Source organism: Reticulibacter mediterranei (assembly GCF_016587455.1).
This window is the reverse complement of the sequence record NZ_BNJK01000002.1, coordinates 2,060,460-2,083,367: the sequence shown is the minus strand read 5'-3', so window position 1 is coordinate 2,083,367 and position 22,908 is coordinate 2,060,460. Positions and strand designations below refer to the sequence as shown.

General features: G+C 53.4%; 28 protein-coding genes. 12 read left to right on the top strand and 16 right to left on the bottom strand.

The annotated features are described in order from the left end of the window. Positions 1–73: 73 nt before the first annotated feature. The 5 genes from K3T83_RS47830 to K3T83_RS47810 all read right to left on the bottom strand — a co-directional run bounded on the left by K3T83_RS47830 (position 74) and on the right by K3T83_RS47810 (position 2,739). Positions 74–463 (bottom strand): hypothetical protein, encoded by a 390-nt coding sequence (locus K3T83_RS47830; protein WP_220210222.1) that lies wholly within the window; start codon positions 461–463, stop codon positions 74–76. Positions 464–574: 111 nt separating this feature from the next. After that, the gene (locus tag K3T83_RS47825) at positions 575–793 is read right to left on the bottom strand and encodes a hypothetical protein (protein ID WP_220210221.1); all 219 of its coding nucleotides are present in this window, start codon (positions 791–793) and stop codon (positions 575–577) included. After that, positions 786–1,367 (bottom strand): CGNR zinc finger domain-containing protein, encoded by a 582-nt coding sequence (locus K3T83_RS47820; RefSeq protein ID WP_220210220.1) that lies wholly within the window; start codon positions 1,365–1,367, stop codon positions 786–788. Before K3T83_RS47820 ends, K3T83_RS47825 begins: the two co-directional genes overlap by 8 nt. Further along, complete coding sequence (locus K3T83_RS47815) at positions 1,367–1,678, bottom strand: antibiotic biosynthesis monooxygenase family protein (RefSeq protein WP_220210219.1); 312 nt, start codon at positions 1,676–1,678, stop codon at positions 1,367–1,369. The genes K3T83_RS47820 and K3T83_RS47815 overlap by 1 nt, the downstream gene beginning before the upstream one ends. A gap of 236 nt (positions 1,679–1,914) precedes the next feature. After that, positions 1,915–2,739 (bottom strand): GNAT family N-acetyltransferase, encoded by an 825-nt coding sequence (locus tag K3T83_RS47810; protein ID WP_220210218.1) that lies wholly within the window; start codon positions 2,737–2,739, stop codon positions 1,915–1,917. 277 nt (positions 2,740–3,016) lie between these two features. On the opposite strand from K3T83_RS47810, the gene K3T83_RS47805 reads away from it, so the two are divergent. The 4 genes from K3T83_RS47805 to K3T83_RS47790 all read left to right on the top strand — a co-directional run bounded on the left by K3T83_RS47805 (position 3,017) and on the right by K3T83_RS47790 (position 4,902). Continuing rightward, entirely contained in the window at positions 3,017–3,625 is a 609-nt protein-coding gene (locus tag K3T83_RS47805; protein WP_220210217.1) for a TetR/AcrR family transcriptional regulator, read from the top strand. A 112-nt stretch (positions 3,626–3,737) separates the two neighbouring features. Further along, positions 3,738–4,145 carry a PPOX class F420-dependent oxidoreductase gene (locus tag K3T83_RS47800; protein WP_220210216.1) on the top strand — a complete coding sequence of 136 codons (408 nt, stop codon included), beginning with the start codon at positions 3,738–3,740 and terminating at the stop codon, positions 4,143–4,145. 6 nt (positions 4,146–4,151) lie between these two features. Further along, on the top strand, positions 4,152–4,742 hold the full coding sequence (locus tag K3T83_RS47795) for a DUF2269 family protein (RefSeq protein WP_236065229.1): 591 nt from the start codon (positions 4,152–4,154) through the stop codon (positions 4,740–4,742). Then, a complete protein-coding gene (locus K3T83_RS47790; RefSeq protein WP_220210215.1) occupies positions 4,732–4,902 on the top strand; it encodes a hypothetical protein in 171 nt (56 codons plus the stop codon). Before K3T83_RS47795 ends, K3T83_RS47790 begins: the two co-directional genes overlap by 11 nt. Before the next feature lie 485 nt (positions 4,903–5,387). Here the strand turns inward: K3T83_RS47790 and K3T83_RS47785 are convergent, their stop codons facing one another. Next, the gene (locus tag K3T83_RS47785) at positions 5,388–5,657 is read right to left on the bottom strand and encodes a hypothetical protein (RefSeq protein ID WP_220210214.1); all 270 of its coding nucleotides are present in this window, start codon (positions 5,655–5,657) and stop codon (positions 5,388–5,390) included. Positions 5,658–6,130: 473 nt separating this feature from the next. On the opposite strand from K3T83_RS47785, the gene K3T83_RS47780 reads away from it, so the two are divergent. The 8 genes from K3T83_RS47780 to K3T83_RS47745 all read left to right on the top strand — a co-directional run bounded on the left by K3T83_RS47780 (position 6,131) and on the right by K3T83_RS47745 (position 9,479). Further along, on the top strand, positions 6,131–6,673 hold the full coding sequence (locus K3T83_RS47780; RefSeq protein WP_220210213.1) for a hypothetical protein: 543 nt from the start codon (positions 6,131–6,133) through the stop codon (positions 6,671–6,673). A 54-nt stretch (positions 6,674–6,727) separates the two neighbouring features. Continuing rightward, positions 6,728–7,477 (top strand): hypothetical protein, encoded by a 750-nt coding sequence (locus tag K3T83_RS47775; RefSeq protein WP_220210212.1) that lies wholly within the window; start codon positions 6,728–6,730, stop codon positions 7,475–7,477. A gap of 82 nt (positions 7,478–7,559) precedes the next feature. Next, on the top strand, positions 7,560–7,799 hold the full coding sequence (locus tag K3T83_RS47770; protein WP_220210211.1) for an uL15m family ribosomal protein: 240 nt from the start codon (positions 7,560–7,562) through the stop codon (positions 7,797–7,799). Positions 7,800–7,863: 64 nt separating this feature from the next. Next, on the top strand, positions 7,864–8,100 hold the full coding sequence (locus tag K3T83_RS47765; RefSeq protein ID WP_220210210.1) for a hypothetical protein: 237 nt from the start codon (positions 7,864–7,866) through the stop codon (positions 8,098–8,100). Between the two features lie 72 nt (positions 8,101–8,172). Then, positions 8,173–8,589, top strand: a complete 417-nt coding sequence (locus K3T83_RS47760; RefSeq protein WP_220210209.1) for a hypothetical protein — start codon at positions 8,173–8,175, stop codon at positions 8,587–8,589. Continuing rightward, on the top strand, positions 8,586–8,957 hold the full coding sequence (locus K3T83_RS47755) for a hypothetical protein (RefSeq protein WP_220210208.1): 372 nt from the start codon (positions 8,586–8,588) through the stop codon (positions 8,955–8,957). Before K3T83_RS47760 ends, K3T83_RS47755 begins: the two co-directional genes overlap by 4 nt. Next, positions 8,947–9,144, top strand: coding sequence for a hypothetical protein (locus K3T83_RS47750; protein ID WP_220210207.1), 198 nt, complete (start codon positions 8,947–8,949; stop codon positions 9,142–9,144). Before K3T83_RS47755 ends, K3T83_RS47750 begins: the two co-directional genes overlap by 11 nt. Before the next feature lie 101 nt (positions 9,145–9,245). Then, complete coding sequence (locus K3T83_RS47745) at positions 9,246–9,479, top strand: hypothetical protein (RefSeq protein WP_220210206.1); 234 nt, start codon at positions 9,246–9,248, stop codon at positions 9,477–9,479. 189 nt (positions 9,480–9,668) lie between these two features. Here the strand turns inward: K3T83_RS47745 and K3T83_RS47740 are convergent, their stop codons facing one another. The 10 genes from K3T83_RS47740 to K3T83_RS47695 all read right to left on the bottom strand — a co-directional run bounded on the left by K3T83_RS47740 (position 9,669) and on the right by K3T83_RS47695 (position 22,811). Continuing rightward, positions 9,669–10,217 (bottom strand): hypothetical protein, encoded by a 549-nt coding sequence (locus K3T83_RS47740; RefSeq protein ID WP_220210205.1) that lies wholly within the window; start codon positions 10,215–10,217, stop codon positions 9,669–9,671. 49 nt (positions 10,218–10,266) lie between these two features. Beyond that, entirely contained in the window at positions 10,267–11,121 is an 855-nt protein-coding gene (locus K3T83_RS47735) for an N-acetylmuramoyl-L-alanine amidase (protein ID WP_220210204.1), read from the bottom strand. Continuing rightward, positions 11,118–12,647 (bottom strand): hypothetical protein, encoded by a 1,530-nt coding sequence (locus K3T83_RS47730; RefSeq protein ID WP_220210203.1) that lies wholly within the window; start codon positions 12,645–12,647, stop codon positions 11,118–11,120. Before K3T83_RS47730 ends, K3T83_RS47735 begins: the two co-directional genes overlap by 4 nt. A gap of 105 nt (positions 12,648–12,752) precedes the next feature. Then, positions 12,753–13,406 carry a hypothetical protein gene (locus tag K3T83_RS47725; RefSeq protein WP_220210202.1) on the bottom strand — a complete coding sequence of 218 codons (654 nt, stop codon included), beginning with the start codon at positions 13,404–13,406 and terminating at the stop codon, positions 12,753–12,755. Positions 13,407–13,413: 7 nt separating this feature from the next. Then, positions 13,414–13,755, bottom strand: coding sequence for a hypothetical protein (locus K3T83_RS47720; protein WP_220210201.1), 342 nt, complete (start codon positions 13,753–13,755; stop codon positions 13,414–13,416). Positions 13,756–13,858: 103 nt separating this feature from the next. Then, positions 13,859–16,777: a hypothetical protein gene (locus K3T83_RS47715; RefSeq protein WP_220210200.1), complete on the bottom strand. Its 2,919-nt coding sequence runs from the start codon at positions 16,775–16,777 to the stop codon at positions 13,859–13,861. After that, entirely contained in the window at positions 16,774–17,361 is a 588-nt protein-coding gene (locus K3T83_RS47710) for a hypothetical protein (protein ID WP_220210199.1), read from the bottom strand. Before K3T83_RS47710 ends, K3T83_RS47715 begins: the two co-directional genes overlap by 4 nt. 8 nt (positions 17,362–17,369) lie before the next feature. Continuing rightward, positions 17,370–18,140, bottom strand: a complete 771-nt coding sequence (locus K3T83_RS47705; RefSeq protein WP_220210198.1) for a hypothetical protein — start codon at positions 18,138–18,140, stop codon at positions 17,370–17,372. An 11-nt stretch (positions 18,141–18,151) separates the two neighbouring features. Beyond that, complete coding sequence (locus tag K3T83_RS47700) at positions 18,152–21,094, bottom strand: 3-keto-alpha-glucoside-1,2-lyase-like domain-containing protein (protein ID WP_220210197.1); 2,943 nt, start codon at positions 21,092–21,094, stop codon at positions 18,152–18,154. A 1-nt stretch (position 21,095) separates the two neighbouring features. Beyond that, a complete protein-coding gene (locus K3T83_RS47695; RefSeq protein ID WP_220210196.1) occupies positions 21,096–22,811 on the bottom strand; it encodes a tape measure protein in 1,716 nt (571 codons plus the stop codon). Positions 22,812–22,908 lie beyond the last annotated feature (97 nt).

Genomic DNA, 22,908 nt, shown 5'->3' with positions numbered 1-22,908 from the left:
CGTTCTACTTCCTTTCTTCATACTGAAAGAGATGACGGAGAGATAGCCAAAAGGACGCAGCGCGAGTCATGATCTAGACATGGGGTTCTCTTCCTAAATTCGCAGCGAAGAGCTTCTCGACAATAACCACATCTCGCCAGACTCCCTCGATTTCCTGAAGAAAAGCAGGAGTTTGCAGAGAAGGTTTTCGATATGCTTGGAGTTGCTCATTCAATTCTGGATCAGGATACTCTTCCTGCTCCCAATAACTCGACCAGTCTCCGTCAACCAATTCATAGCCCAGAGTTTTCAGACGAGGAAAGAGCAACTCAAGGTTGTGCCGTATTCTGCTCATCATCGCTCGTGCCACCAGCAATGCCTCTTGGTAAACGGGTTTCTCAAATACCTGTTCCTGCATCCCCAGCAATTCGTCGTAGACTTCCTGATAAAAGCCTTGCTGATACCGCTCGAACCATCCAGACATTTTACCCCCTCTCGTTCTCTGACGAGAAGTGTATGTTCCTTTGGCCTATCATACCTTGCTCGCAAGCAGCGATCAACTCCTTGATGAACTTGATGCGCTTTCGCTGGGCTGCTACGAGTACGTTTCGCCGCTTTTCGACTGTTGTACCGAATCGAGCCTCTTTTCATGCACTTCAAGAGCCTGCCGCACCATTGCTAGAGCATCAGGGATTGCAAGTTGCGCTAATTGCTCTAATTCGCCATTACTCAAGTCTTCAGGGTTGAAGATGAGCCTGATATCTGGTGCCTCCGGCGTAGGAATCTGTTGTAACGCAGCACGGCATTCACGCATCCACTGGATCTCTCTCGTTTGACTGACTTCGTGCCGCTCGTGCCCGCCACCCACATGGATTTTCTGCATGCCATTTGGCACTGCGATTACGCGTGGTATCGTAAAAGACCAGTTCGCACTCAGACCTGCAACAGGTCTTCAGACGAGTGAGATCCAACTTCGCGAGTTCTGTCACACAGCATGCAGCAATTATGGCTGCAACGGGGCCAGAGAGCTTCTCAACTAACGTCCCTTTCTCACTGAGCTGATGTACCCAGTGGCACGCAGTTGCAAACTGGTTAAGTGTCTGCAAAGCGAGGCCCCACTGGTAATCATGCCTTTCACACCCACGAATGAAGATTTGGAGAGCATCTCGCACTTCTTGCAATTGCGCAAGATCCGTCTCTCTTACCAGACCTTCGATCTCCCATGACCGAAGCAGGTCTTGCGTGGCTTGCAGATCAGTGAATGGATCGAAAGAGGTAGCAATCGCCTGGCGGCTCGGTCGATACATCTTTCCTGTATTGGCGAGAGCAAGAACCAGAGTGGGGACGCTGCCAATAGGTATGGGTACATGCTTACGGTCCTTGTTCATCAGAAAAGGACTCCATTGGCTTCAATGGCATCATGGACGGATCGTGTGCGTTCTCTGACAAGCAGCGGCTGGAGTTGCTGAACAATGCTGCTTCGAGGGGTATAGTCGTCGCGACTCCGATCGGCGTGCTCGCGCGTCGTCCATTGGCTGACGACGATCAGATGACCGGGTTGGTCTTGACCCTGCACCAAAAGATGTCCTTGATACCCGGCATAGCTTCTCATATCACTCCAGATGTGCCGGGTAAGCCTCAATCCTTCGCGCTCTGCACCTTTTTTGAGCCACGTTTCCCAAATGACGTAGACAGACATGGTTCTTTCCCCTTTTTAAATGCGTCTTCTCGGTAATCACGGTCTATTTTATTTTAGACCGTGATTTTCTCAACTGTCAAGGGATTTGTGCCAGGCTCCAATCTACGACCATCTCTTTGGCCCATGACGTTCCCTCAAGCCCAGGTTATATTGCCAGTGTGAGTAACACAGGTGAGATCAATTCTCACGCCGGGACAGAGATAAGGGAGAGCAGCGGCCTTACCTCAGCAACTCAATCAGTTGCTTGCTTCGCCTGAAGAGAGAGAACAGGAATAAACGGGATAGTCAAGCACCTTCTCAAAACCCAACTTCAAGGCTGTCGCACTGGATGGTATGTTTGTGGTCCAACAATGCCAGCCAATTTCGGTCGCTCCCCGAGCAAATGCGTGCCTGATCACTGTTGATGCAAGGTGGGTGGCAATGCCCTTACGCTGGTAGGCTTCGATTGTCTCGATACCCAGTTCATAGCGACCCTGATAGTGATATTCTGCCAGACACCAGCCAACGAGCTTGTGCCCATCCTGCGCCCAGAAGCCGAAATTCTGACGCACAAAGTACTCAAGCGACGGACTCTCCGAATGAACCTCTTCCAGCAAAAGCTGCCTGTTTACCAGCGAAGCATCTCCAAAAATGGCCTCATCAATGCGACCTACAACGATATTTTCTGGAAGAGGTCCGGCGACCAGCGCCGATAGCTCCTTCAAACGGTAAAACTGTCGCCAGGCATAGATAGTTGCTTGCTCTGGCAATACTTGCTCAAGCATTTGTTCCCATGTGCGCGGTGTGTAATGTACCACAAATCGATAGCTCTGAGGAAGAAATTCTTTGCGGAGTAGCTGTATAACATCGCTAAACAAGCGCGGCTCCGGCTCCCCACCCACATAGACTCGATGCCTGTTGGACGCGATCAAAACGGCAGATTTTGGGTTGTCGAGATCATCAACATAGATCCTTCCTGGCAGTACTCCCGCAAGAACGAGTTGTACAGCAAGATGATAGGCCATTTCCCCAAATAGAGGACGGATAGATGGATAATTGTCTGGTTCTAGCAAAAAAGGCATAGGTATCCTCATATCGATATCGTAATTTACACCAATCAAACGGAAGCGTGTTGTTAGTATGGCACCGCCTGTTTTATGAGAAATGGAATCACCAATGTATAGTAAAGATACATCAAAGTGGATCAGAAGAAAAGCATATCCCACAACAAGCGCGCTTTGATAGGGATAGATAACACCCCTCCCCCTTGACAAATTTATTTCTTTGTTATAGTATCTAACTAAGTTAAGAATTATCACTTAGAGATGTTCTCTCGCTGTGAATGGAATGGAGCAGGACATGGGCAGCAGCCAACGACGAGAGCGGGAGCGCCAGGAGTTACGGCAGGCTATCTTAACGGCGGCGCGTACGATTGCGGCCCGCGATGGCTGGCAGGCAATGACGATTCGCAAGGTGGCGGAAGCCATTGAGTACACGCCTCCCGTCATCTATGAGTACTTTAAAAGCAAAAATGATCTGCTGCTGGCCCTACTGATCGAGGGCTGCCGACAACTCGCTGAGAGCTTGCAACAGGCCCAGACAGGAGAGGGTTCTCCAGAAGATCTCCTGCTTCAGGTGGCCCTTGCCTACTGGCACTTCGCTTTCACAGCGCCCGAATTGTATCAGGTGATTCACGGCCTGGGTGGTGTTCCCTTTGGCACCACTGAGACGCCAAAGGAGGCGCGTGAAGCCTTTGCCGCTCTGCGCAACGCGGTATGCCGGGTGCTCGATGCCCACGGCGTGCAGCGATCCGATATTGACGGCGATGTCGATATCTTCTGGAGCACCCTTCATGGGCTGATCACATTGACGATGGCTGGACGCATGAAGGGAGGCGTACCACGCGCCTTTCCACTGGTTGAGCGTGCCGTCCAGAACCTCCTGCGAGCGTGGGTCGGCGAAGGATAACACATTACTCTCACATTGACTGCATAGATGAAATGGTTTTTTACTCTTCACTTAACTTAGTTAGCAAAAATTTCTTTGTTACCATAACGTTGAAAAGAAAGCAGGTAAAGAGATGTTTTCAGAGCAAGAACGCACGTTTCTACAAAATCAGCCGCTAGCGAGACTGGCAACTGTGGCGGTCAATGGTCAGCCGGATGTTGATGCGGTGGGCTTCGGATTTGATGGCGCACACTTCTATATCAGCGGCTATGTGTTAGAGCGCACGCGCAAATATAAGAATATCGCTGCGGGACACGCGCAGGTCTCGTTGATTATCGATGATCTGCCATCACTTGAACCCATGAACCCACGAGCGATCAAGGTTCACGGGACGGCTGAGATTGTAACACTTGAGCAAGGGTATCGTGGCCCCGGCACCTATATTGTCATCACACCGACCGTCTCCTGGAGTTGGGGCGTTGATGAATCGGCCTTTCAAGATGGTCGGTTCGTCTCGAAGAAAATCACCTGGGAAAGGTAACAAACAATGACGATCATGGCGTTGTACCCCTATGCGCTCCTGGTCCATATCGTAGGTATCGTAGGTTTGTGTGTTGCCGTCAGCCTGGAGGCGGCAACCGCGTTCCGTCTGCGCGCCGCGAAGACAACGGTGCAGGTGCGAGAGTGGATGTTTATCAGTACGATACTCGAAAAGCTTCTTCCCATCTCCGCAGTCCTGGTGCTGCTTAGCGGCCTCTATATGATCCTTGCTGTATGGGGATGGGGCCATGCCTGGATCGATCTCTCGCTGTGTATGCTAGTTGCCCTGGGGATAGGCGGAGCAGTCATCAATTCACCGCGCATGAAGGCCATTCATCAGGCACTTGCAGCAGCCCCCGATGGCCCTATCATCGATGATCCCCTCAAACAACTTATCGCCGACCCTGTTTTATGGATGTATGCGCAGATCCCTGGCTTCATGGCATTAGCTGCTATTGTACTGATGGTCTTGAAGCTGGACTGGCCCGGTTCGATTGCAGTGCTGATCGTGGCACTTGTTCTCGGCCTCGTTTCAGCACAACTCTCAAAGAGAACCTCTCGCAACGCGCAACAGCAAGCAGCGCCCGATGTGGCCTGAGCCGCATACACAGCTTGCCTACACATTCACTCCGCGTCGTAGTCGAGCGATGTATCGCGCATATGCGGAAATGCGCGATACATCGCTCGACTACGACGCGGAGAAGTATCATCAAATGCAGAGTTCAGTGGCGCACCAGCCAGGCAAGGGTGCAGAATAAGAAACCTCCGATGTTCGACAGAGGTTCTGAATAGCATATTGAAACTCATCTAACCTCTCACTATTGAGAATATATCAGTGCAGTGTGGTCTTGTGAAGGGTTCACCGTCTTGTCCAGAGCAATTTTTGCGAAACATGACCCGTGCAGTTCTTTCTTCAATATACACAAGTAATGCTTTTTCGATCGTCTACCATGTGAGCGAGGATGCTCCCCTGTTCTGTTGTGTTTCCCCATTTTGTAGTCATTTCCTAGTCATCTCCCCTTCCACAAATTGTGCCACTTCGAGTATAATGCGAGTTCTTTAAGCGCCTGCTTATTGTAACACTTCATTGAATTTCTTGCAACATTCTATGCGCATATAGTAATAGAATGTTATTTCATCATATACAGAGTCTAATAGAGGGTTGGTACCCCTTCTACATGGCCTGCACCGCGTCCGGTGTCGTCGCCGGGTTGCGTCGCCTATTTTCCTGGGTTACGATGCGTCATGCATAGGATAGCATGTAATTCCCAGGACTGTCAAGCCTATCCTCCAGATCGCCGCGACTGCGCTTTGTTACATCAGGCCGTGGCATTTGATCGAGATCTCTACGCCGCCACATTGATGCATTTGGCATTTCAATAGATGGCTTAATCTTACGTCGATAACGATATTGCCTGAATGAATTGACATTGTATGATTTGAGACCCCATCTCTTTTTGAGATATTCAACGGCTTGCTGGGTTGTCAGCAGGTCATCGGGGTTTTCGTTCATTCTTGTACCTCCTGTTTAGTCCAAAGACATGCTGTAACGATGTCGTAACGCATCGTAACACACAAGCAACGTCGCTTGCAATATTTTTAGTCATCATCGAACAATAATTAAGAAAGAAAGATCACGCCATCAGGCGCAGATTCTTTCTTAATTACTTATAAAGAAAGAATCTTTACTTATAAGAATCTTCTTTAAAGGTCCGTTGCAGGACACCCCCTGTCCTTCGGCGGACAGGGAAAATTGGCATCGTCGTCCTGTGAAAGACGGGGTAGTCCTACGACGGACATAGGCGAGAGGCCCGTCCACCAAAGGACATAGGGCGAGAGCTTCAGGGGATATAAAGATTTTATAAAGCTCCATAAACCCGCCAGATTCCTGCATTTACCCCTTGCGTTACGGTGCGTTATGGAGTATACTATGAGTAACGAAGCGTAACGCATCGGAAATATACAGCACAGGAGACGACAAAGACCATGACAGCAACGACCACCCGCCGCAGTACCAGCGGTGCCACGAAGAAAGCCAGCGCAGTGAAGCCCTATACGCCAGCTGCACTCTTCCGCGTCTATGACAAGAAGACTGGCGCGGTCCTCGGATATGCGGCACCCGCCCGCAACGGCGAGAAGACCTACCATGTGACCTGCGACGAGCACGGCCACTGGGACTGCGATTGCCCTGCAACCGTTGAGCACTGTGTACATGTCAAAGCGGCGATGGAACTGTGTGGTATTCGTGTGAAGGCTGGCCGTCCTGGATGCAAATTCAGCGACGGCAAAGAGGTGGCATCGCAGATCGAAGCCCAGGCGCAGCAGACCGAGACAGAGCAGCGCGATAATGAGGCTGATCGTGCAGCTGTCGATCCCGAAGCGAAGATCGAAGAGGTGAAGCCTCAGCGCTCGACAGAAGAGAAGATGCTGACCGCGCCCCTTAATGGCAATCGTCGTTTCCCCTTTGCGCATGTCCCAACGCCCACACCGCGTAAAGTGAGCATGGAATGGCTTTGTAGTCGTCGGTAGGTGCCGACGACTCGACACCCGATCGTTGTACACTTAGATGAGGAGATTGTTACTATGACTACCATTGAGCAAGACACGCAGGCGACCCGTATCTTTAATCCCAACGAACATCTTGTACAATTGAAGAGCAAAGCAGGCTCTCAGGACTATCTGCCGGTGCAGTGGAGGCTCGTCTGGTTCCGGTCGGTCTGTCCGCAGGGCACGATTGATACAGAAGAAGTCGTCGTAGAGCTTGATCGTGAGGTAGAGGCTGAAGCATTTGTGTGGAACGCAGAGAAGCGACGCAGCGAAAAAATCATCAAGCAGGCAAAGGGCTACGCTCGCTTCAGGGCCGTTGTCACTGACGGCAAAGGCGGCCGCGCAACTGCAACCGGATCAGAAGCCGCGGTCGATTTTCCAGATTACATCGAAAAAGCTGAGACCAAGGCGGTAGGGCGAGCATTGGCAGCGCTTGGTTATGGCACCCAGTTTGCCCCCGAATTTGGAGAAAACCATAGAATCGTTGATGCTCCGGTCGATTTTGGCCGTAACGGAACCAACAACGGGAACGGCAATGGTCATACGCCAGCTGCCTCCTATCGTTCAGAGGCTCCCTCCAACAATGGTGCGCGCCCCACTCCAGAGAACGAGGCTGAAACCAACGCCACCGAGCAGCAGATCTCCAGCATTCGTAAGCTCTGCACCCATCTGGGGAAGAGTGAGCCTGAGAATGTGACCTCGATCAGCTTCCTGGCCGCGAAGAAATTGATCCAACAATTATCAGCCGAGTACAAGGAGCAGAGACAAAGCAGCAAAGTATCATAAACCATCGTCATCGCGGCCAGCGCCGAGACGACACGACCTGGCCGCCGTTCTCTCCATCATCCATGAAAGGGGTATCAACCATATGAACATTGCAGTTGGCAAGGTCAGCGACGCAGCTCGCAAGGCCATTGAGCAGGCAGGTGGCAGCATCGCACCATCACTCAAACCAGGGGTTTTGATGGTCACACTGCCAGCAACGGCGGGCAAGCAAGGCGCTGATAGCTCCGGCGCATATATTGATCTACCCGGCCACCCACTCGTCACCCTGCGCTTTACCCGCAAATGGCACACTGAGGATTGCAGTCTCGACATCCATCAATAATGTATCCAGGGCCGCGCAGCCGACGACACTGCGCTGCCACCCACTCTCAAGAAGGGGTATCACAGTGACCACCAAAGCATTCATCCAGGTTGGGCAACGTTTCTTCTCCATCCAGCACATTACCGCCATCTGTTTCGATGCAACACTCGGCGTCAATGAGCATCCCGCCGTTGCGCTCTATCTCACTGGTGACGACGAGCCGTGGAAATTTGAGCACGGTTCACCAGAAGCCGAGGCACTCATGACGTATGCTCACAGCAATACCGAAGTCCTTGCGCCACCAGACTACGAAATCAAGTAATTTTCATCGTCCAGGGCAGCGCAGCCGACGACACTGCGCTGCCCCCCATCACATCTCAGAGGGGTACCAACCATGACAACAACACCTATTCTACTCTTTGCGCATTTCCTCCCAACCGGCTACCACGTCGCACTACGTATCCGTAGCGACAACGCGCCATCACTGTCACTATCGATCATCCACGAGACCGTCACTGGAGAGGCGAAGGTCTACACCATCATGGGCGACGGCGAAACCCAGCCGTTCCTGGTGCAAGACAACGAGGCCGTCTTCATCGTCGTACGCGATGAAGAATCGCGCTTCGTGGCCAGCGCCGTGTTCCAGGTCGCAACACCACTCATTGAGCAGTTGAACATCGTGCTATCCCCGATCAGCCTGGTCAACTGCCACGTTGATCAGTGTGAGTTTGGTGTCCTCTCTCGTGCCGCAGAGCGCGCCCTCAGTGCCGTCTTTGCTCATACGCCCGAGGAAGGAGCGCAGGTGTTATGATGATCCACGATGCTCCCACCCTTATCATCGTCGCGACCCGGACCACTGGCACGCTTCAGCAAGCGCGTCGTCGCGATCTGTCCCCAGTTGCACATCCCGCGCTTCATAGCGCGCTCCACAACCTGTTTATGGCGGTCATGAGCTTTTATAGTGGCCGACGCGATCTCTCTATGTCACTGGCACTGATTCAGACATTGCACATATCAGCTGCTGCAATGGCTACGATGCGCGGTGAGTTCATGCCTCTCAATTTGCTGGTGGAAATCATGGAGCGCGATGTTGCAGCCTGTGATTTTGATGTGCGCCTGGCGCTGGTCCAGGCGACCAGCACACTCGATCATGAGACGCGAGCAGGCCATGCTGTTTGAGTCAAAGCGAACGCAGATTATCAAGGCAACGCTGGAGCTTATTGTGCGCGATGTCTCTCAGTGGATATTCCCGCCGACCACCTACGATGTTGCTGTGATACTACGCCGACATCTGGAGGCGCAAGGCATTGCCCTGGATCTCGATAACGCTTGCAAAGTGATTCAGCGACGGCTGCGGCGCTCGTAGTTTTCAGAGCTGGTGTCTTGCAGTGGGCACCGGCTCTCAGCATTTCTCCTGAGAAACTCAGCATGCTTTCTGATATACTGCGAAAAACAAGGAGGTTTTCAATGGCTGCTATTCCTGGGCTTGGCTTAGGCCACCCGATCATCTATGTTGACGCTGAAGAGCAAAAGCATGCGGCGGTCATCAGTGAGATCGTCGATGCTGAAGCAGGCAAGATTCACTTGCATCAGTTCGTGGTCAGCGAGAAGAAACCTGTCCACGTCGTACGCAATGTCCAAATAGACATCAGTGCCTCGCCGGTTCCTCGTAGTTGGCACTGGCCACCTCGCAACGTCTAACCCTCACCAGAGACACAAAGAGACCACCGGACACATTACCATCCGGTGGTCTCTTTGCTGACCACAGATTTACCCCGCTCCATCGTCTCAAGAGGCTGCATATATTTGATCCATCGTTCTCCCCAGCCAGGGGCTTGCGAAGATCATAACACAGCCTCTAGAGCCATACAAGCTATTGGTACTCTTGGATTACGGTTGCAAGGGCTTCGTTGGCGGCTTTGGAACCGTAGGGAGATTGACAATGGTTGGTCTCGCGTCCTCAACGAACTGGCGCGGGCGCAATGGCTGATTGAAGGTGCCCGACATTCCAGGCTGTGGTGGCAATGGCCCCGTGAGTCCCGGTGGCGGTGGCGGCGGTGTCATGCTGGCGCTGGCTCTGGGTGGCACATTCACCAGCGCAGCAGCCCATGCAGCGGCCTCTTCTTGTGCTGCATGTTGGCTCGCCTGGCGCTGGGCAATGCCTGAGAACGGCGAGGGTAACGCCGTCGTTGCATGCTCTCTCAGAGGCTTCAATACCGCGAAGATAGCAATACACTCGGCAAGGATGATCCCCAGATCGCGCCCAGGATCTCCCGTGAGGCCCCCATCACACGCCACGCTGATAATCACAGCAAACACGAAGAAGATCGTCACAATCGTGTAGTTTTGCCAGGGCTTCAGCTGGTCGTGTTGCAACCAGCCAGCAGTCTCATTAGCGCATACAGAAACAACTCCAGTGATAAACGGCTGCGAATCCATGACAGCCTCCTTGTGTGGATAACTTGTGGATAACTCCTACTACGGACATTTAGAGGATCTCACCGCGTGCATCGAAGAAGCGGCATGAACTACCATCGGTGCGCCATTCGCAGCGAGCGTTGGCGAACTGCTGGACACGGATGGCGTTGCCGCCCCAATCGGTGCTGTCATATTCGGCGGTTAGTGGTGGACCGAGACGCTGGCCAGCATAGACGCGTTGCGCCCACGCCTGCGCGATGCCGGTCGTGTAGGATGGCGCGGTGCCTCCAAAGAGGCTGGCAGCGCTTTGCCACTCCTTCTGTGCATCGGCAATCTGCCATTTGTTCGGAGTCACGGTACTTGCTCCTTTCAAAAATGCCCAGAGTTCATCCCAGGGATACGGCCCGGGGCATCGACTGCGATTCACGGGGTCCATAGAGAAATGGCCTGTGATGCCTCCCTGGGAGTTGGCCTGACGCATGGGAATACGTTGCCTGACACAGATGTCTTTGATCAGCGCAAAGCTCGCATTTTTCTGGGCGGCGGTCAAAGTGTCGCTGTTATCTGTCGAGGGTTTGACGTGTTCAATGCTGATGGTGACAGGATTGGGATTGGGCAAGCCTCCCCACTGTGGGCAATCATCCCACCAGGCGTCATGATGCACGCCATCGCCACCGATGCCAGCGGGACCGGTAATTACCCCGTTACCCCAGGCGGCAAAGCGCTCTGGCACACTGCGCACGATGACGCCATCAGTGCCTACACAGTAATTCGCCGACACCTGGCTTGTTCGTTCACCGAAGTAGGTGCCTACTTGCTGCGCTGTTTCAAAACCAGCGGTCCCATGCAGAATAAGCCAGCGCACCAACGCGCCGTCTCGCGAGGAATAGTTGGGTGAGGCCATGTCAATAATGTTCAGGCTCATGCTGCCACCTGTGCCTGTGTAAAGCCAGGGAGAGCACTGGTGCCTTTTGTCGAAAAGGCGTTCCAATACATAACGCGCTCCGCCGCAAACGGCCCATCAGCACTAACCGTCGCAGAGACGGCGTAGGCAGCGGATTTTGAGAGCGAGAAGACGTTGGAACTGTTGTTCACCATGCTCGTCACATCGAAGGATACTCTGCTATGCGCGCCCACTGGCACGGTGTTTGTACTCTGCTCTCCCAACATGTTGGTCAGCTGCACGGTGATATTCTCATCGGCGCTGGTCGGATTCACTAACATCAGCCATTCGTTAAAATTGGCCGATGCAAAGCCTTCTGCGAAGCTGTATACCTGCGGGCCAGCCGTTGTACTCATCGGCACGCCAGGGCTATCAGAGACCCCCTGTGCGCTCCATCCTGGCGTCTTTGGATTGCTGCCACTGTAGCTCTCAAAGATCTGACGTTGGACCAGAAGCTTATCATCTGGATTCTTCGCCGCGACGATAGCGCTCACATCATCGGTATGACCCGAAAACGTGTTATTCGTGTTTACGTTAAACACCAGCTGACCATGCACATCTACGGTCTCATCAAAGGAAGCTGTCGCACCGGAAGCCGAAATGAGTGTGATGGTGAAGGGGATCGCCGCGCTTGCCCCCGGATCGGCGGCTATTGTGATATTCTCCAGCGCCCCAGATCGCACAGTGCCAGCGGCGAACACCCAGGAGTTTGCAGGGGCAGCAATGCCCATCACTGCTGCACTGCCTGATACCCCATTGATACCAGGGAAGTACGAAGCACGCTCGACGACAATGGGTTGATCAGCGGTTACTTTCACCGCCGCATGCTGATGCGTGACCAGCTGGGCGATCCCGTTCGGCTGAAATGTTCCTCTACTATTGGCATGGACAGTCTGAGAAACCGAGATAGGCGCAATGCCGCCAACGTAGTAGGTCACCGTTACATGAGCATCAGACGTTGTAGGGTTGAGCACTGAGAGGAATGTTTCCCCTGCGCTCCCACTGGGGATCTCTGCAAAGTACCATGTCTTTCCAGGTTGGGTAGCACCCAGTACGTCCGTCCCGCTGGAGGTGCCATGAAATCCGCTGAAGTACATGGGCCTCTCCACGACGATCCCAGGGCAATCGGAGGTGGAAACGATGGTAGAGAGGGTGGCCGCCCCGGTGGCGAATTGCTTGATGTTCAGATCGCCGTTGACATATTGCGTATGTCGTGAGAGATGAGGCACGGAAAAAGAAACGGTCTTGACCAGACCGGTAGATGCACCGTCCATCGTGTAATCATATTGGATGTTCACTGTGCAGTCTGAACTATTCGGATTCCCAACGGTAATCCACTGCACGAAGCCCGCGCCTACCCTTCCCTCCGGTAGAAACCAGGATTGACTGACTGGCCCTGACGCAGCCACCTGTGTAGACTGCGCCTGCGCAACCCCGGCGATAGCAAGGACCGCAGTGAGAGCGTAGAGTGCCGCCAATATCATAATGACATACTTTCGACGTGACATACTATAATCCTTTCCTTCTCTTTTCTCGGTAAAGATCAATGCGAATAAGGCAAAATACTACAACAGACATAATAAATGCAACTTGCAGCGCTTCAAGCATCTTCATCATTCTTTATTGGGTATTCTTGCGGTCGTTGATCCATTGACATCGGCCTGGATCGCTCGCATGGTGATGAAGAAATGGGTCAATGCGATAATGATCATAATCAGCACCATGACCACACAAGCCGCTATGAAAAATTGCTGCCTCCACGTGTCTAACTGTTGTTGCCAGAGCATCTCAACCTGGCTCATAGCGAGGAAGTAGCCTCTCTCATGATTCAATATGGTAGTGACCTGGACTTGATCAATCGGCCCGGAATGGTTCGCGAGAATAGCCTTGACCGCATTCAACATGGCGATGTAATCCGGTTGCGCTTGTATCAAGCTTAATTGAACGTTGTCAGGGACAGAGTGCGGCAAACCCAGGGATCTATCTCCCTGACGCAGCCCGGTTTGTGTTGCCTGCCACCCTGGCAGCGCATTTTGCATCTCACTGATTGCCTGCGCTTGCTTCTCTTCAGAAGGATTCATCTGCAAGATCCGCGCATCTTTCGCGATCAGTTGGCTCCTGATGCGCTGGAGATCGATCTGATCGACGAGATTTGTGGGGCTAAAGTTGGCCTCCACATACAAAATCCCTAAAAAGATAAGCTTCAGCACGATCACGAGGATCAGGCTGGCCCGTGCCAGGCTGGACATCCTTCTCTTGTTCATCATGCCCCCATTAACCTATCCAGTGCTGAATAACCAGTAGGAGTACACCACTAGCAAAGCTGAGAATAGCTACTACGGCTGCCCATATGGCCCTGAGAATCCATTTATATTGTTTCTCCTTCTCCTCTTGCTGTTTTTTCTGTTCTTCCTCTTTCTCTTTGCGTTGCTTCTCATCTCGATCCGCCAATTCCTGTTTCAAAATAGTTATCTCTGCTCGGATTGCCGTCATTTCCCGGTGAATCGGGGTAAGTTGCAATCCCAGTTCCCGGCTTTCCACTTTCCGACCGAGCGCATGCTCCACCTGCTCTACACGATAGGCTAGGATTGCCGTTTGATCTGGCTGCTGCGACATAGGCAACCTCTATTGCTAACACTATTTGCTGTTTGTCAAGTATTCCCTCTCCATCCCTTGCTCCTGCTTGATCGTGAGGATTAAGTGTTCTATCCCCTCCTTTCTAGAGTCCTAATGCAGCGGCCCAGTTGGAGAGATTCGGCCCGTCTGTCGCTGCGAGCGTGTACTCATAGAATGTGCTTCCATCGGCCTTCTGATAACCAGATGCCGTGAGCCTCACAATCAAGAGTTGTCTGTTGTTTAGTTTGAACTCGGGCAAGAACACTGGCACGACCATACCTTGCTTCAGTCCTGGCCGCGTCGTGGTGCCGATGAGCGAAACGGTGTCATTATTCCCGTTCCTTGCCAGCAGCCCTTGAGCATAGGTGACGGCATTGGTAGAGAGCATGCCCTGACCATCCACAATGTCCACGACAATGCCCGTGCCACCCTCGACAGCCTGGCGCATTGCTTGCTCAGCGAGGTTATTCTCAATCACCTGGTCAGCATATTGGCCAACATAGGAGAATGTGAGGATGTAGCCACTGGGGATCTTCGCCGCGCCGCTGTCCTGGCTGATCGTGTTGTTGCCTGGCTGCCAGTAGAAATCCTTGCTGCCCGGCGCATCGACACCTTTTTGTCCGACCGTCTTCGCGACGCCACCAACCGTGATCGTCGGCGCGCTGTAGAGGGGATAGGCAAGGTTCCATGATGTATCGGTGCCGTTGGCGACCTTCTCTTCGTCATCGACCGAGACCAGGCTGATCGTGTTGGTGATGATCTGCTGATTCCTATAAGTGTCTGCTGAATTTGTCGGCTGCACGCCGCTTGCCCCTGCGCTCTGCGTTGCAGGCTTGTTGAGGAAGTCAGTGCTGTAGAGAATAAATGGGGCAGGAATAGCTTGGCGCGGGGCAAAGAGCGTCTCACCATCCTGGTCTGCGTCCCACCAGTAGTCTCCCGACGCTTCAGCAAGCGCGGTCATCTCGTCGCTGTACTTCACTGCAAAGGGCTTCGTCGGATCGTGCAGCTGGCTGATCAGCGCGCCGGTTGCGATGTTCGGGCTGCGTGCCGAGATCGTCGTGTCCAGGACTTGCGGCCCGACCGATGGGTCCGTCGTCGCCAGATCCTGCTCCAGATAGACAAACTGACCAGTGACCACATCACCAGCGGGCGAACCTGAAACATAGTCGCCCTGCTCTTGCGCCCTCAATTGGTAGTAACGCGATGTTCCGCCGTCGTTTCTGAGTCCGATCTGGCCAGCACCGAGCGGTGACGCATCAGTGTAAGTCTGCATGATCTGGCCATCGAAGTAGACCGTGATGATATTCGAGAGCATGGTCACACGGATTCTCTTGTAGGGCGAGAACTTCTCTGTGTTGCGATGCCATATGACCGCGCTCGCGCTACCAAGCAGGCTACGCGTGCCAGCAGACACCTTGTAGAGCCGTAGCTGGCTCGTAAAGCCGCTGGTCGATGAGTCGTCGTAGCAGCCCAACTCATAGTAATTCTGGTTGTCCACAACACGCCACGCGGGACCGCCCGCATCCGACTCGTCCATATCGCAAATGACATCGATATCATCAGCGTCGATGGTGTTGTTGAGATACAGACCGCTAGAGCCACCCGAGAGCGTGATACGGCTATTAGCAGTGTCATAGCTCACCGTCGCCACACTGCCGCCACTCTTCGACGTATTGGTGTAGTTGGCGCTGGTATCCGAAGTCCAGAGATCGATCGCCGGGTCGGCCTGGCCATCTAAGCCAGGGATCGGATCGCCGTTGGTGGCACTGGAAAAGTTGATGCCATCCAGTGACGTTTTCATGCCCGCTGAGGTGCCAGCAGGAGTGATGTCATTCCACGAGATACTCGACGTACCCAGGCGTGGCAGTACTGGACCTAAACTGAGCGCTGGATCTGGGTATTGTGTGGCCCTGAAGCTCTTAAATGATGCAGTTCCCGTCCCATTGGCAAACACGCCAAACTTACCAGAGAGAATCCACGAAGAAATATTAATGCGATAGATAGTATCATGGACCGCGAGATGCGCCACCTTGCCTCGCCAGGCAGTGTCTTTCCTTCCCACTGCGGATAGCACCCCGCGAAATTTCGTGTCCTTGAGAACATTATGAGCGGTGTTGCCTCGCCACCTGGTGTCCTTCCGGGCGATATTCGACACGCTTCCACGCCATGTCGTGTTTTTCGCCGCTGTGAGAGCCAGCACCGCACGCCACGCGCTATCATGGATCGCTGTGTGTCCAATGTTTCCACGCCACATCGTGTTTTTGGCTGCCGATTTAGAGAGTACTCCGCGAAATGTGGTGTTTTTGGCTGCCGATTTAGAGAGCGGAGCGCGCCAGGAGGTATCCTTGTTCGTCGTTGTCCCTATCACGGGCATGAACGTAACGACACACCCAGCCCAGAACTGCGCGCTGGAGATCGTGTATTGGCACGCAGCTGCTCCCGTGCTGCTCGCGACTTGATACAACATCGTCATCGTGTTGTTCGCCGCCAGGGTGGATTCCAGGTCTTTCGTCCATCCTGCCGTGATGCCGGTCTCTGTTTGCGCTGAGTTTTTATACGCGAGCGATGCAATCCACAATTCGCTGGCCTGCGTGGTGGTCGCCGTTGTCCCAGAAACAATGGTCGTAGAGGTAGTTGGCGACCCTGCCGTGTCTCCATTCGCCGTTTTATCGACGGGGCTAGCCTGCCATCCATTCGTTGCACTCCACTCCTCAATACAGATATACATGGAATGCGAGGCGCTAAATGTCCAGGTCCACGACGTTTCGCCAGCATGCGTGCCATTGACGATCATGTACCATATGCTGGTTTCGATGGTTGCACTTCCACCGGCAGGCTGGTTGATTGTTGCTTGTGTCCACCCGCTAGGCCCGGTGATGGTTGTGTTATTGCTGCCACACGCGACGGAAGCCACAACCAAGTTACCTAGCGTGATCCCGCTCGCAAGTGTTATTGCTTGCGATGTGCCAGTGCCAGATGAATTGACTTGGTTGCTCTGAACGGGAGCGGAGGAGATCGTCATAGGCTCACCCCGATACGGTCAAGTGCGAGTTGACCGATGGGAGCCAGCGATGGACGCCATGAGTGGAAGCGATTTACATTGGTTTTTCCTACGTAAATGGGTCTTCCTTCCGCGTCAACTCTGATATGCCCTGTCTGCGTGTCATAGATTTTTGATTCTGGCGTGAGCAGACCATCTTGAATAGGATCCCAGATAAAACAGGTGCAATCTCCCTCAGCATTGTCCACGCGCCCGATGATGTGAGCTTGCTGCGTGCGTCGTCCAGGGCCACCAATGCCAGCGGTATCATGTGTGGCCACCTTAAATTGAAAGGCTGATCCTGGTCGTGTGATGGGCAATCGTGCAGTGTTACCAAAGGGAGAGGTGCCTGATGGCGGACAAAGCAGCCATAGTTCCGTGATTCTTTTGCAATCGCCAGTTGCCACAATATCATCCATCCAATCGATGCGACGCTTTTCCCCCTTGCGCCAATCGTGGACGAAGCGTGCCTCGCTTACCCATTCGCCAGTATTCAACTTTGCGGCCCAGTAGGAGCGTGTAATCTCCAATAATGGACAGCCTAACAGCTTATCAATCAGCCCCATATGCGCCTCTAAGCGTAGCTATACTGTACGGTGTCTACTATCTGCCAACCACCTGCTTGGGTCGTCATGCTCGCAACGAGGTAGATGATCAGTGTGTAGTACCAGAAAAATGCAGTGCTCGCGGCGGGGATCGCAACTCCGATGATGTAGTCATTCCATCCGGCAAGATCCTGCCAGGCACCGTTCGCATTGAGCCAGTTGCCAGCAGTTGTAGTTACAGCACCACTGGTACCTGTTGTCGCGCCGGGTGAGGTTCCCACCGTTCCCGCGCTCGGCGTTTCTTGCGTGCCTCCTGCTGTAGCGCCTGAACCATACATGCTACACTTAATCGCTGATTTACTTGATGTCTCTCCACTTGTCCCGTTGGTAAAGGTATCGTTATGGCTGCCTGGAGGTTGAGTTCCTCCCGATGGATTGGCATGCGTTGAGTCAGCGAAAAAAGAGAATTGCATGGCACTGATCGGATTACCATTATTCGAGAAGTTCTTGCGCAAGACGCGAGCCTTTGCGTTGGTGCCGTCATAGGTCGCTACCTGGATGCCACTGGTGTTCGTCGAGAATGCATAGAGGCGATCAACGGCGGATGCGCCACTAGCAGGCAAGGGCATGTAGGGCCACGATGCAGAAGGCGTGGTCGTGGTCTGTGATCCTGTTGAGAGCGCCATGCGGAACTCATTTGCCCCGCTGGTCCCTGATAGCGCAATGGTTGTGCCTGTCCAGTCAGGAGAGGCATCAGTGCCTTTGTTATAGTCTGTTGTGATCGTTCCAAAATCAGCCATGATATACCTCTCTATTCCAGTGCAGTAACATTCCATGCAGTCGGCTCAACGGTCACGCCGGAAGCGTCCCACACTTTGCCATAAAAGTTGATAGGCCCTGCCCCCACAATGCGAAAGCGAAGCCAGTACGGGGTATTCGTTGCCAGGGTAACGGCTGCTGTTGCCAGTGTAGTTGTCGTGCCGCCGTTGCGCTTGATAATGCTGATAGCTGTTGTGGAGGCTTGAAGCTTGTAGAAGTGGGTTGAATCTACATAGCGCAGCACCAGGCCACCGGGGATCGCCGAGGAGCTGAGCGTAAAATAGGTCGTTTCATCCATGTCACCACCGGTGCGCGTGCCGAGCAGCTCAATGAAATCACCAGTGGTATTGGTGATGGTGAGCGCATTGCTGTTCACCGCCGCCGTCCCGGCCCCAACAGGTGCCCACGCCTGCCCATCGCTGGCTGTGCCGAAGCCGCTCTGGTTGCCTCTGTCTATATAGTCGATGCCCATTGGCTTCGTGCTACGCACTCCAGAACTGCTATATTGGCCGAGCACATACACGATGAGATTGTCGATGGCAGCCAGGCTCCCCGCTGTCGCCGTTGCGAGTGTGACGCGAATCTTGAGGTTTTTGCCGCTCAGCGAGGTGCCAGACGTCAATCCTGGCAACGGTGCATTATTGGTACAGACCGCATAGGTGATGCCGTTGTCGTAGCTTGCTTCAACCTTGATGGTGTAGTTGGTGAGGCCGTTGTAGCTCGCTGACTTATCGCGCCATGAGATCATGCTATTCCCATAGGTTGTTGCTGGGACGAGTGGGGTAGACGGTGAGATCCACGTGCCTGAGAGCGCAGAAACCACGCCAAAGTTATTGAAGTACAGATTTACATTGCTTGAGCTGCTATTGAAATTGCTGCCACGTAACCCAAAGTAGCCAGCGCCCGTGATGTGGCTATCGGTGACATTGATGAAGCGGATATCATCGATGAATACTTGATGACTATTGCCATTCACCACGATCTTCATGCGGTGCCAATCGCCCGAGCCAAGGGTAAGCGAGGTTGTTTGCAGGTTGGTGTAGCTCCCGCTCCCACTATTCGAGTTGGTGCCATACCCCAGTTGCACATAGGTTTTCGTGACGATGGCCGCATATCCCCACGTAAGATTATTGTTTTGCCATCCTGTCGTTCTATAAAGGATAGCCCAGTCGCAGTTATCCTGGTCTGCTTTGAAGTCCACCTCTACCGTGAAGTTCTGCAACTGTGGGATATTGTCAAAGCGGACGTGTGCCTCGGTCCCGTTGAAGATGTTGAAAAAGGTAAAAACGCGGTTAGTGATACCGCGCGCGACACCTCCGCCGTTCGGATTGGTGAAGAACAACGTTTCACCAGTTGCAGGGCCAACAAGCCAGTTATGGATCGCGCCATTGAGCATCAGCTCATTCCCATTGGCGACTGTGTTGGTAAGTGTCCCTGCATTCCAATTGGTAGAGTTCACTGACTCATAGATAACATCACTTTTTGTGGTGGCAAAGCTGGTGGAAAGCGTCAAACTCACGCTCTCTAAGATAGGATAGGAATCAGGTAATGCACCAGAGAGCGCGTAAAACTGATATTGGAATTGAATACTTTTGCCTGTGAGATCGATCCCTGACGGTAAATTAGGGAGAGGCGCATTATTGACACATGGAGTGTAAGCCCCTCCACCGTCCAGGCTATATTTCACGACCATCTGCGTATTTGCCGGCTCTATCGCCACCCAGGAGATAAAGGAGGACTTGAGCAGCTTTACCGCATCGACAGAAATACTATTGGTCGTTTTGTATGCCTTTGCGCCATAGCTTGGAGCGGTTGAGATGTACAAGTCAACGGCTGACACAACGCTCACATCCGTTGCAGAATAGCCATAGGACTGCAACTGTTGTGGAGGATTCACATTCAGTGTCCCGTTAAAGGCATTCAGTGTCCCTATAGTGATGTTGCGAAAATAGCCTGTATAGGTGCCTGCCTGTGTGCCTGCGCAGGCTATTGCGACATAGGTGAGCGTTTTCCCTACCTGGTTCTGCAATGTGAAAAGGCGCGTATACCACCCAACATTTGCCAATCCTGTTAGATCGGTCCCCGGTGCCACTGGAAAGTCTTGATAATCATTGGTATTTGGGAATGCCTGATTATCTCTGAGGTTTGTCCCATCGGAGAAAAATAAATCAACTCCGAATGCGATCTGAGGGCTGGACGGATCGACAAACATGTCGTAGCTGAACGTCTGATTGCTGAGAACAGTGTATGAACCTGACCAGACCTTTACCCAGGTTGCCGCTGCTGTCAGGCCACTGCTGGTCATCTGCGCCTGCATTTTGATGACGTTCTGTGTGGTTGGTATGAGCGCGTTATTGACCGCTTGGCAGTTGGTCAGTGTTCCGTTACTGGAGAAGTCAGCAGTCGTACTTTCACTGTATGCAACATCGGCCCCAGACTGCGCTAATTCCAAGCAACCATCATCGACAGTCTGCGTACCCGCAACGTTATTGAGAATACCGGTGTTGAAGTTTGCCTGCGACGAGTCCCGGTGCAGGCCAGCGGCCACCGTCGCGCCCTCTTGCCCTGGCTGGCCGTTTTGCACGAAGTCCACAACGACATCGCCGGCACGCCAACCAGCGTAGTTCTTTGTGTTGGCCCCCTTGTCGAAGTAGTACTTCCCGTTGTCAAAGCACGTCAGCAGGTGCTCTACGGCAGCTGACGCCGGGCCATACTTCATGCGCTGATCACTCTGAATGAATCCTCGATAGAATGGCCCTGTCACTGAGTCGCGCACGACAATGGGCTGGCCGCGCTGGAATGTCACCGTCCCAGTGAAATCAACGATCGTGATCGTCAATATCCCACGCACCTCCAGCGTCCTATCACCCATGATCGAGCGATCATCTTTGACAAGATAGGAGACGCCGCTGATCTGGCAAGTCAATACGCCCATCCTACGACCTCCTTGCGGCTAGCACTCGGATCTGAGGGGCAATCAGCGGGATCGTCTGCCGCGCGATGGCGACGGTATCCATGTAGATCGACAGTTCCACCGTCTGCGGCGCGCCTCCTCCAAAGGACAAAGAGGGCATAGAAAGAGCGCTGCCACCACCACCAGAAGAGCCTATGAACGTCATCGGGTCCATGCCGCTGGGCACGATCGTATCGCCGCCTGGACTCCATTGCAGCTCGGGACCGTCTTCACCAACCACGCGCCAGCCTTGCGGCAAGTTGGTACCACCGGCAGCATAGCCATTAAGCGCGTTGATCGTGCCTGCGATGCCACTCGCCGGATTAAGAGTGCTATACATGCCACTCATGAAGCTGCTCCCTATGCCGCCACCGCCAATAGAGTCAAGCGCCTGCTTCATCTGCTTCACAGCATCAATGATGCTGTTGATCGCAGTGAGCAGCTTGGTCAACTCCTGAATGAATGGAACCAAGAGCGGGGCCGCTGTCTCTGCGAATTGTTGCCAAGTAGCAGAGAGTGTTTTTGCTTTTTCCTCAGCAGCGCCGGAATATTGTTGCATGCCAGTTAAGAGAGCTTGGTACGCCTCCTTCCCGTGGATCGCACCAGCGTTCACCTCTTTCTGAGCTTCCGCCACGTCAATCGTCTTGCCGCGCTGCGCACTCAGTCCTTCAGCGAGGGCTTGATAGGCATCTACACCAGTATCTTGCAGCTTCTGGATATCTTCTTTGGTGACAATGGTTTGCTTATTGATGTCCTCCATTGCCTGTGTCGCGGGCTTGAGCTTACTTCCATCTTGCCCCATCGCAGCGAGGGCGTCGGACACGCGCTCGATCTCTTTCTGCGTATCTTCCGCGCTCTTGCCCATCATCCGCAAGCTCTGTGCAGCATCATCGATGACCTTCGATCCCCATGCTTTGGCGGCGAAGGTGTTATTCAAGTTCTTTAATTCCTGGTCGGCCTTCTGCGCTGATCCCGTCAAATAGGTGAAGGCCATCGTGCTATCTTTTAAGTCCTGGTTGATTTTGTCAGCAGCCTGGATGATCGAGGCGAACATCTGCACGATCTGGATGGCGATGAGCGCCTTCATCGCGACTTCCATCATGTCGAAGCCACCAGCAGCATTCTTCGCAGACTTGCCAGCCCCCTCTGCTAAGTTGCCTGCGTCGGCCATCTCCTTCCCAGCTTTCCCCGAGGACTCCTCGATTTTCCGCATGCCCTCGCCGCTGGCATCGGCATCTTTGCCGGCCTGATTGAATCCTGCACCGGCTGCTGACGCCTCTTTGCCAGCCCCTTCCATCCCGGATGCCGCCCCATCGACCGCATCACGCATCTTCGAGGTATGTTCACTCGCCGTACCCATCGACTCAGAAACGTCGCTCGCCCCCTTTGCAGCCTTCTCGCTCGCCCCTCCTACAGCAGCCATACCACCCGCCGTCTCCTCCATGCTCTTGCCAGCCTTCTCGCTGGCACCTCCAGCGGCAGAGAAGGTCTGTGCAGCCTGCTCCATCTGCTTTGAAGCCTGGCCTCCAGCAGTACCGACAGAGACAATGTTGCTTGCTGCGCTCTGTGTTGCGCCTGAGATGCCCGATGTTGCGCGCTCGATGGCCTCACTTTGGTTGACGACTTCCTGCGCACCCTGCGTGAAGCCGGTCACATCGGCAATAAAGCGAGCGATGATCGTTTGCTCTTCACCAGCCATTATTCGCCACCTTCCACTCGTTCAAAGTACTGCGGGAGTATGCGCGGTAGGATCTCTACTACCGCAACCTGGAGCGCATCGACCAAACGCCTGCGTT

Bases quoted from the DNA above. Each gene is read 5' to 3' on its own strand.
- K3T83_RS47805 (WP_220210217.1), top strand. From the start codon at position 3,017: ATGGGCAGCAGCCAACGACGAGAGCGGGAGCGCCAGGAGTTACGGCAG.
- K3T83_RS47795 (WP_236065229.1), top strand. From the start codon at position 4,152: ATGACGATCATGGCGTTGTACCCCTATGCGCTCCTGGTCCATATCGTA.
- K3T83_RS47710 (WP_220210199.1), bottom strand. From the start codon at position 17,361: ATGGGGCTGATTGATAAGCTGTTAGGCTGTCCATTATTGGAGATTACA.
- K3T83_RS47720 (WP_220210201.1), bottom strand. From the start codon at position 13,755: ATGTCGCAGCAGCCAGATCAAACGGCAATCCTAGCCTATCGTGTAGAG.
- K3T83_RS47775 (WP_220210212.1), top strand. From the start codon at position 6,728: ATGACTACCATTGAGCAAGACACGCAGGCGACCCGTATCTTTAATCCC.
- K3T83_RS47780 (WP_220210213.1), top strand. From the start codon at position 6,131: ATGACAGCAACGACCACCCGCCGCAGTACCAGCGGTGCCACGAAGAAA.
- K3T83_RS47800 (WP_220210216.1), top strand. From the start codon at position 3,738: ATGTTTTCAGAGCAAGAACGCACGTTTCTACAAAATCAGCCGCTAGCG.
- K3T83_RS47770 (WP_220210211.1), top strand. From the start codon at position 7,560: ATGAACATTGCAGTTGGCAAGGTCAGCGACGCAGCTCGCAAGGCCATT.
- K3T83_RS47735 (WP_220210204.1), bottom strand. From the start codon at position 11,121: ATGAGCCTGAACATTATTGACATGGCCTCACCCAACTATTCCTCGCGA.
- K3T83_RS47815 (WP_220210219.1), bottom strand. From the start codon at position 1,678: ATGTCTGTCTACGTCATTTGGGAAACGTGGCTCAAAAAAGGTGCAGAG.
- K3T83_RS47695 (WP_220210196.1), bottom strand. From the start codon at position 22,811: ATGGCTGGTGAAGAGCAAACGATCATCGCTCGCTTTATTGCCGATGTG.
- K3T83_RS47705 (WP_220210198.1), bottom strand. From the start codon at position 18,140: ATGGCTGATTTTGGAACGATCACAACAGACTATAACAAAGGCACTGAT.
- K3T83_RS47760 (WP_220210209.1), top strand. From the start codon at position 8,173: ATGACAACAACACCTATTCTACTCTTTGCGCATTTCCTCCCAACCGGC.
- K3T83_RS47820 (WP_220210220.1), bottom strand. From the start codon at position 1,367: ATGAACAAGGACCGTAAGCATGTACCCATACCTATTGGCAGCGTCCCC.
- K3T83_RS47785 (WP_220210214.1), bottom strand. From the start codon at position 5,657: ATGAACGAAAACCCCGATGACCTGCTGACAACCCAGCAAGCCGTTGAA.
- K3T83_RS47830 (WP_220210222.1), bottom strand. From the start codon at position 463: ATGTCTGGATGGTTCGAGCGGTATCAGCAAGGCTTTTATCAGGAAGTC.
- K3T83_RS47750 (WP_220210207.1), top strand. From the start codon at position 8,947: ATGCTGTTTGAGTCAAAGCGAACGCAGATTATCAAGGCAACGCTGGAG.
- K3T83_RS47730 (WP_220210203.1), bottom strand. From the start codon at position 12,647: ATGTCACGTCGAAAGTATGTCATTATGATATTGGCGGCACTCTACGCT.
- K3T83_RS47745 (WP_220210206.1), top strand. From the start codon at position 9,246: ATGGCTGCTATTCCTGGGCTTGGCTTAGGCCACCCGATCATCTATGTT.
- K3T83_RS47755 (WP_220210208.1), top strand. From the start codon at position 8,586: ATGATGATCCACGATGCTCCCACCCTTATCATCGTCGCGACCCGGACC.
- K3T83_RS47740 (WP_220210205.1), bottom strand. From the start codon at position 10,217: ATGGATTCGCAGCCGTTTATCACTGGAGTTGTTTCTGTATGCGCTAAT.
- K3T83_RS47790 (WP_220210215.1), top strand. From the start codon at position 4,732: ATGTGGCCTGAGCCGCATACACAGCTTGCCTACACATTCACTCCGCGT.
- K3T83_RS47725 (WP_220210202.1), bottom strand. From the start codon at position 13,406: ATGATGAACAAGAGAAGGATGTCCAGCCTGGCACGGGCCAGCCTGATC.
- K3T83_RS47810 (WP_220210218.1), bottom strand. From the start codon at position 2,739: ATGCCTTTTTTGCTAGAACCAGACAATTATCCATCTATCCGTCCTCTA.
- K3T83_RS47825 (WP_220210221.1), bottom strand. From the start codon at position 793: ATGCGTGAATGCCGTGCTGCGTTACAACAGATTCCTACGCCGGAGGCA.
- K3T83_RS47715 (WP_220210200.1), bottom strand. From the start codon at position 16,777: ATGACGATCTCCTCCGCTCCCGTTCAGAGCAACCAAGTCAATTCATCT.
- K3T83_RS47700 (WP_220210197.1), bottom strand. From the start codon at position 21,094: ATGGGCGTATTGACTTGCCAGATCAGCGGCGTCTCCTATCTTGTCAAA.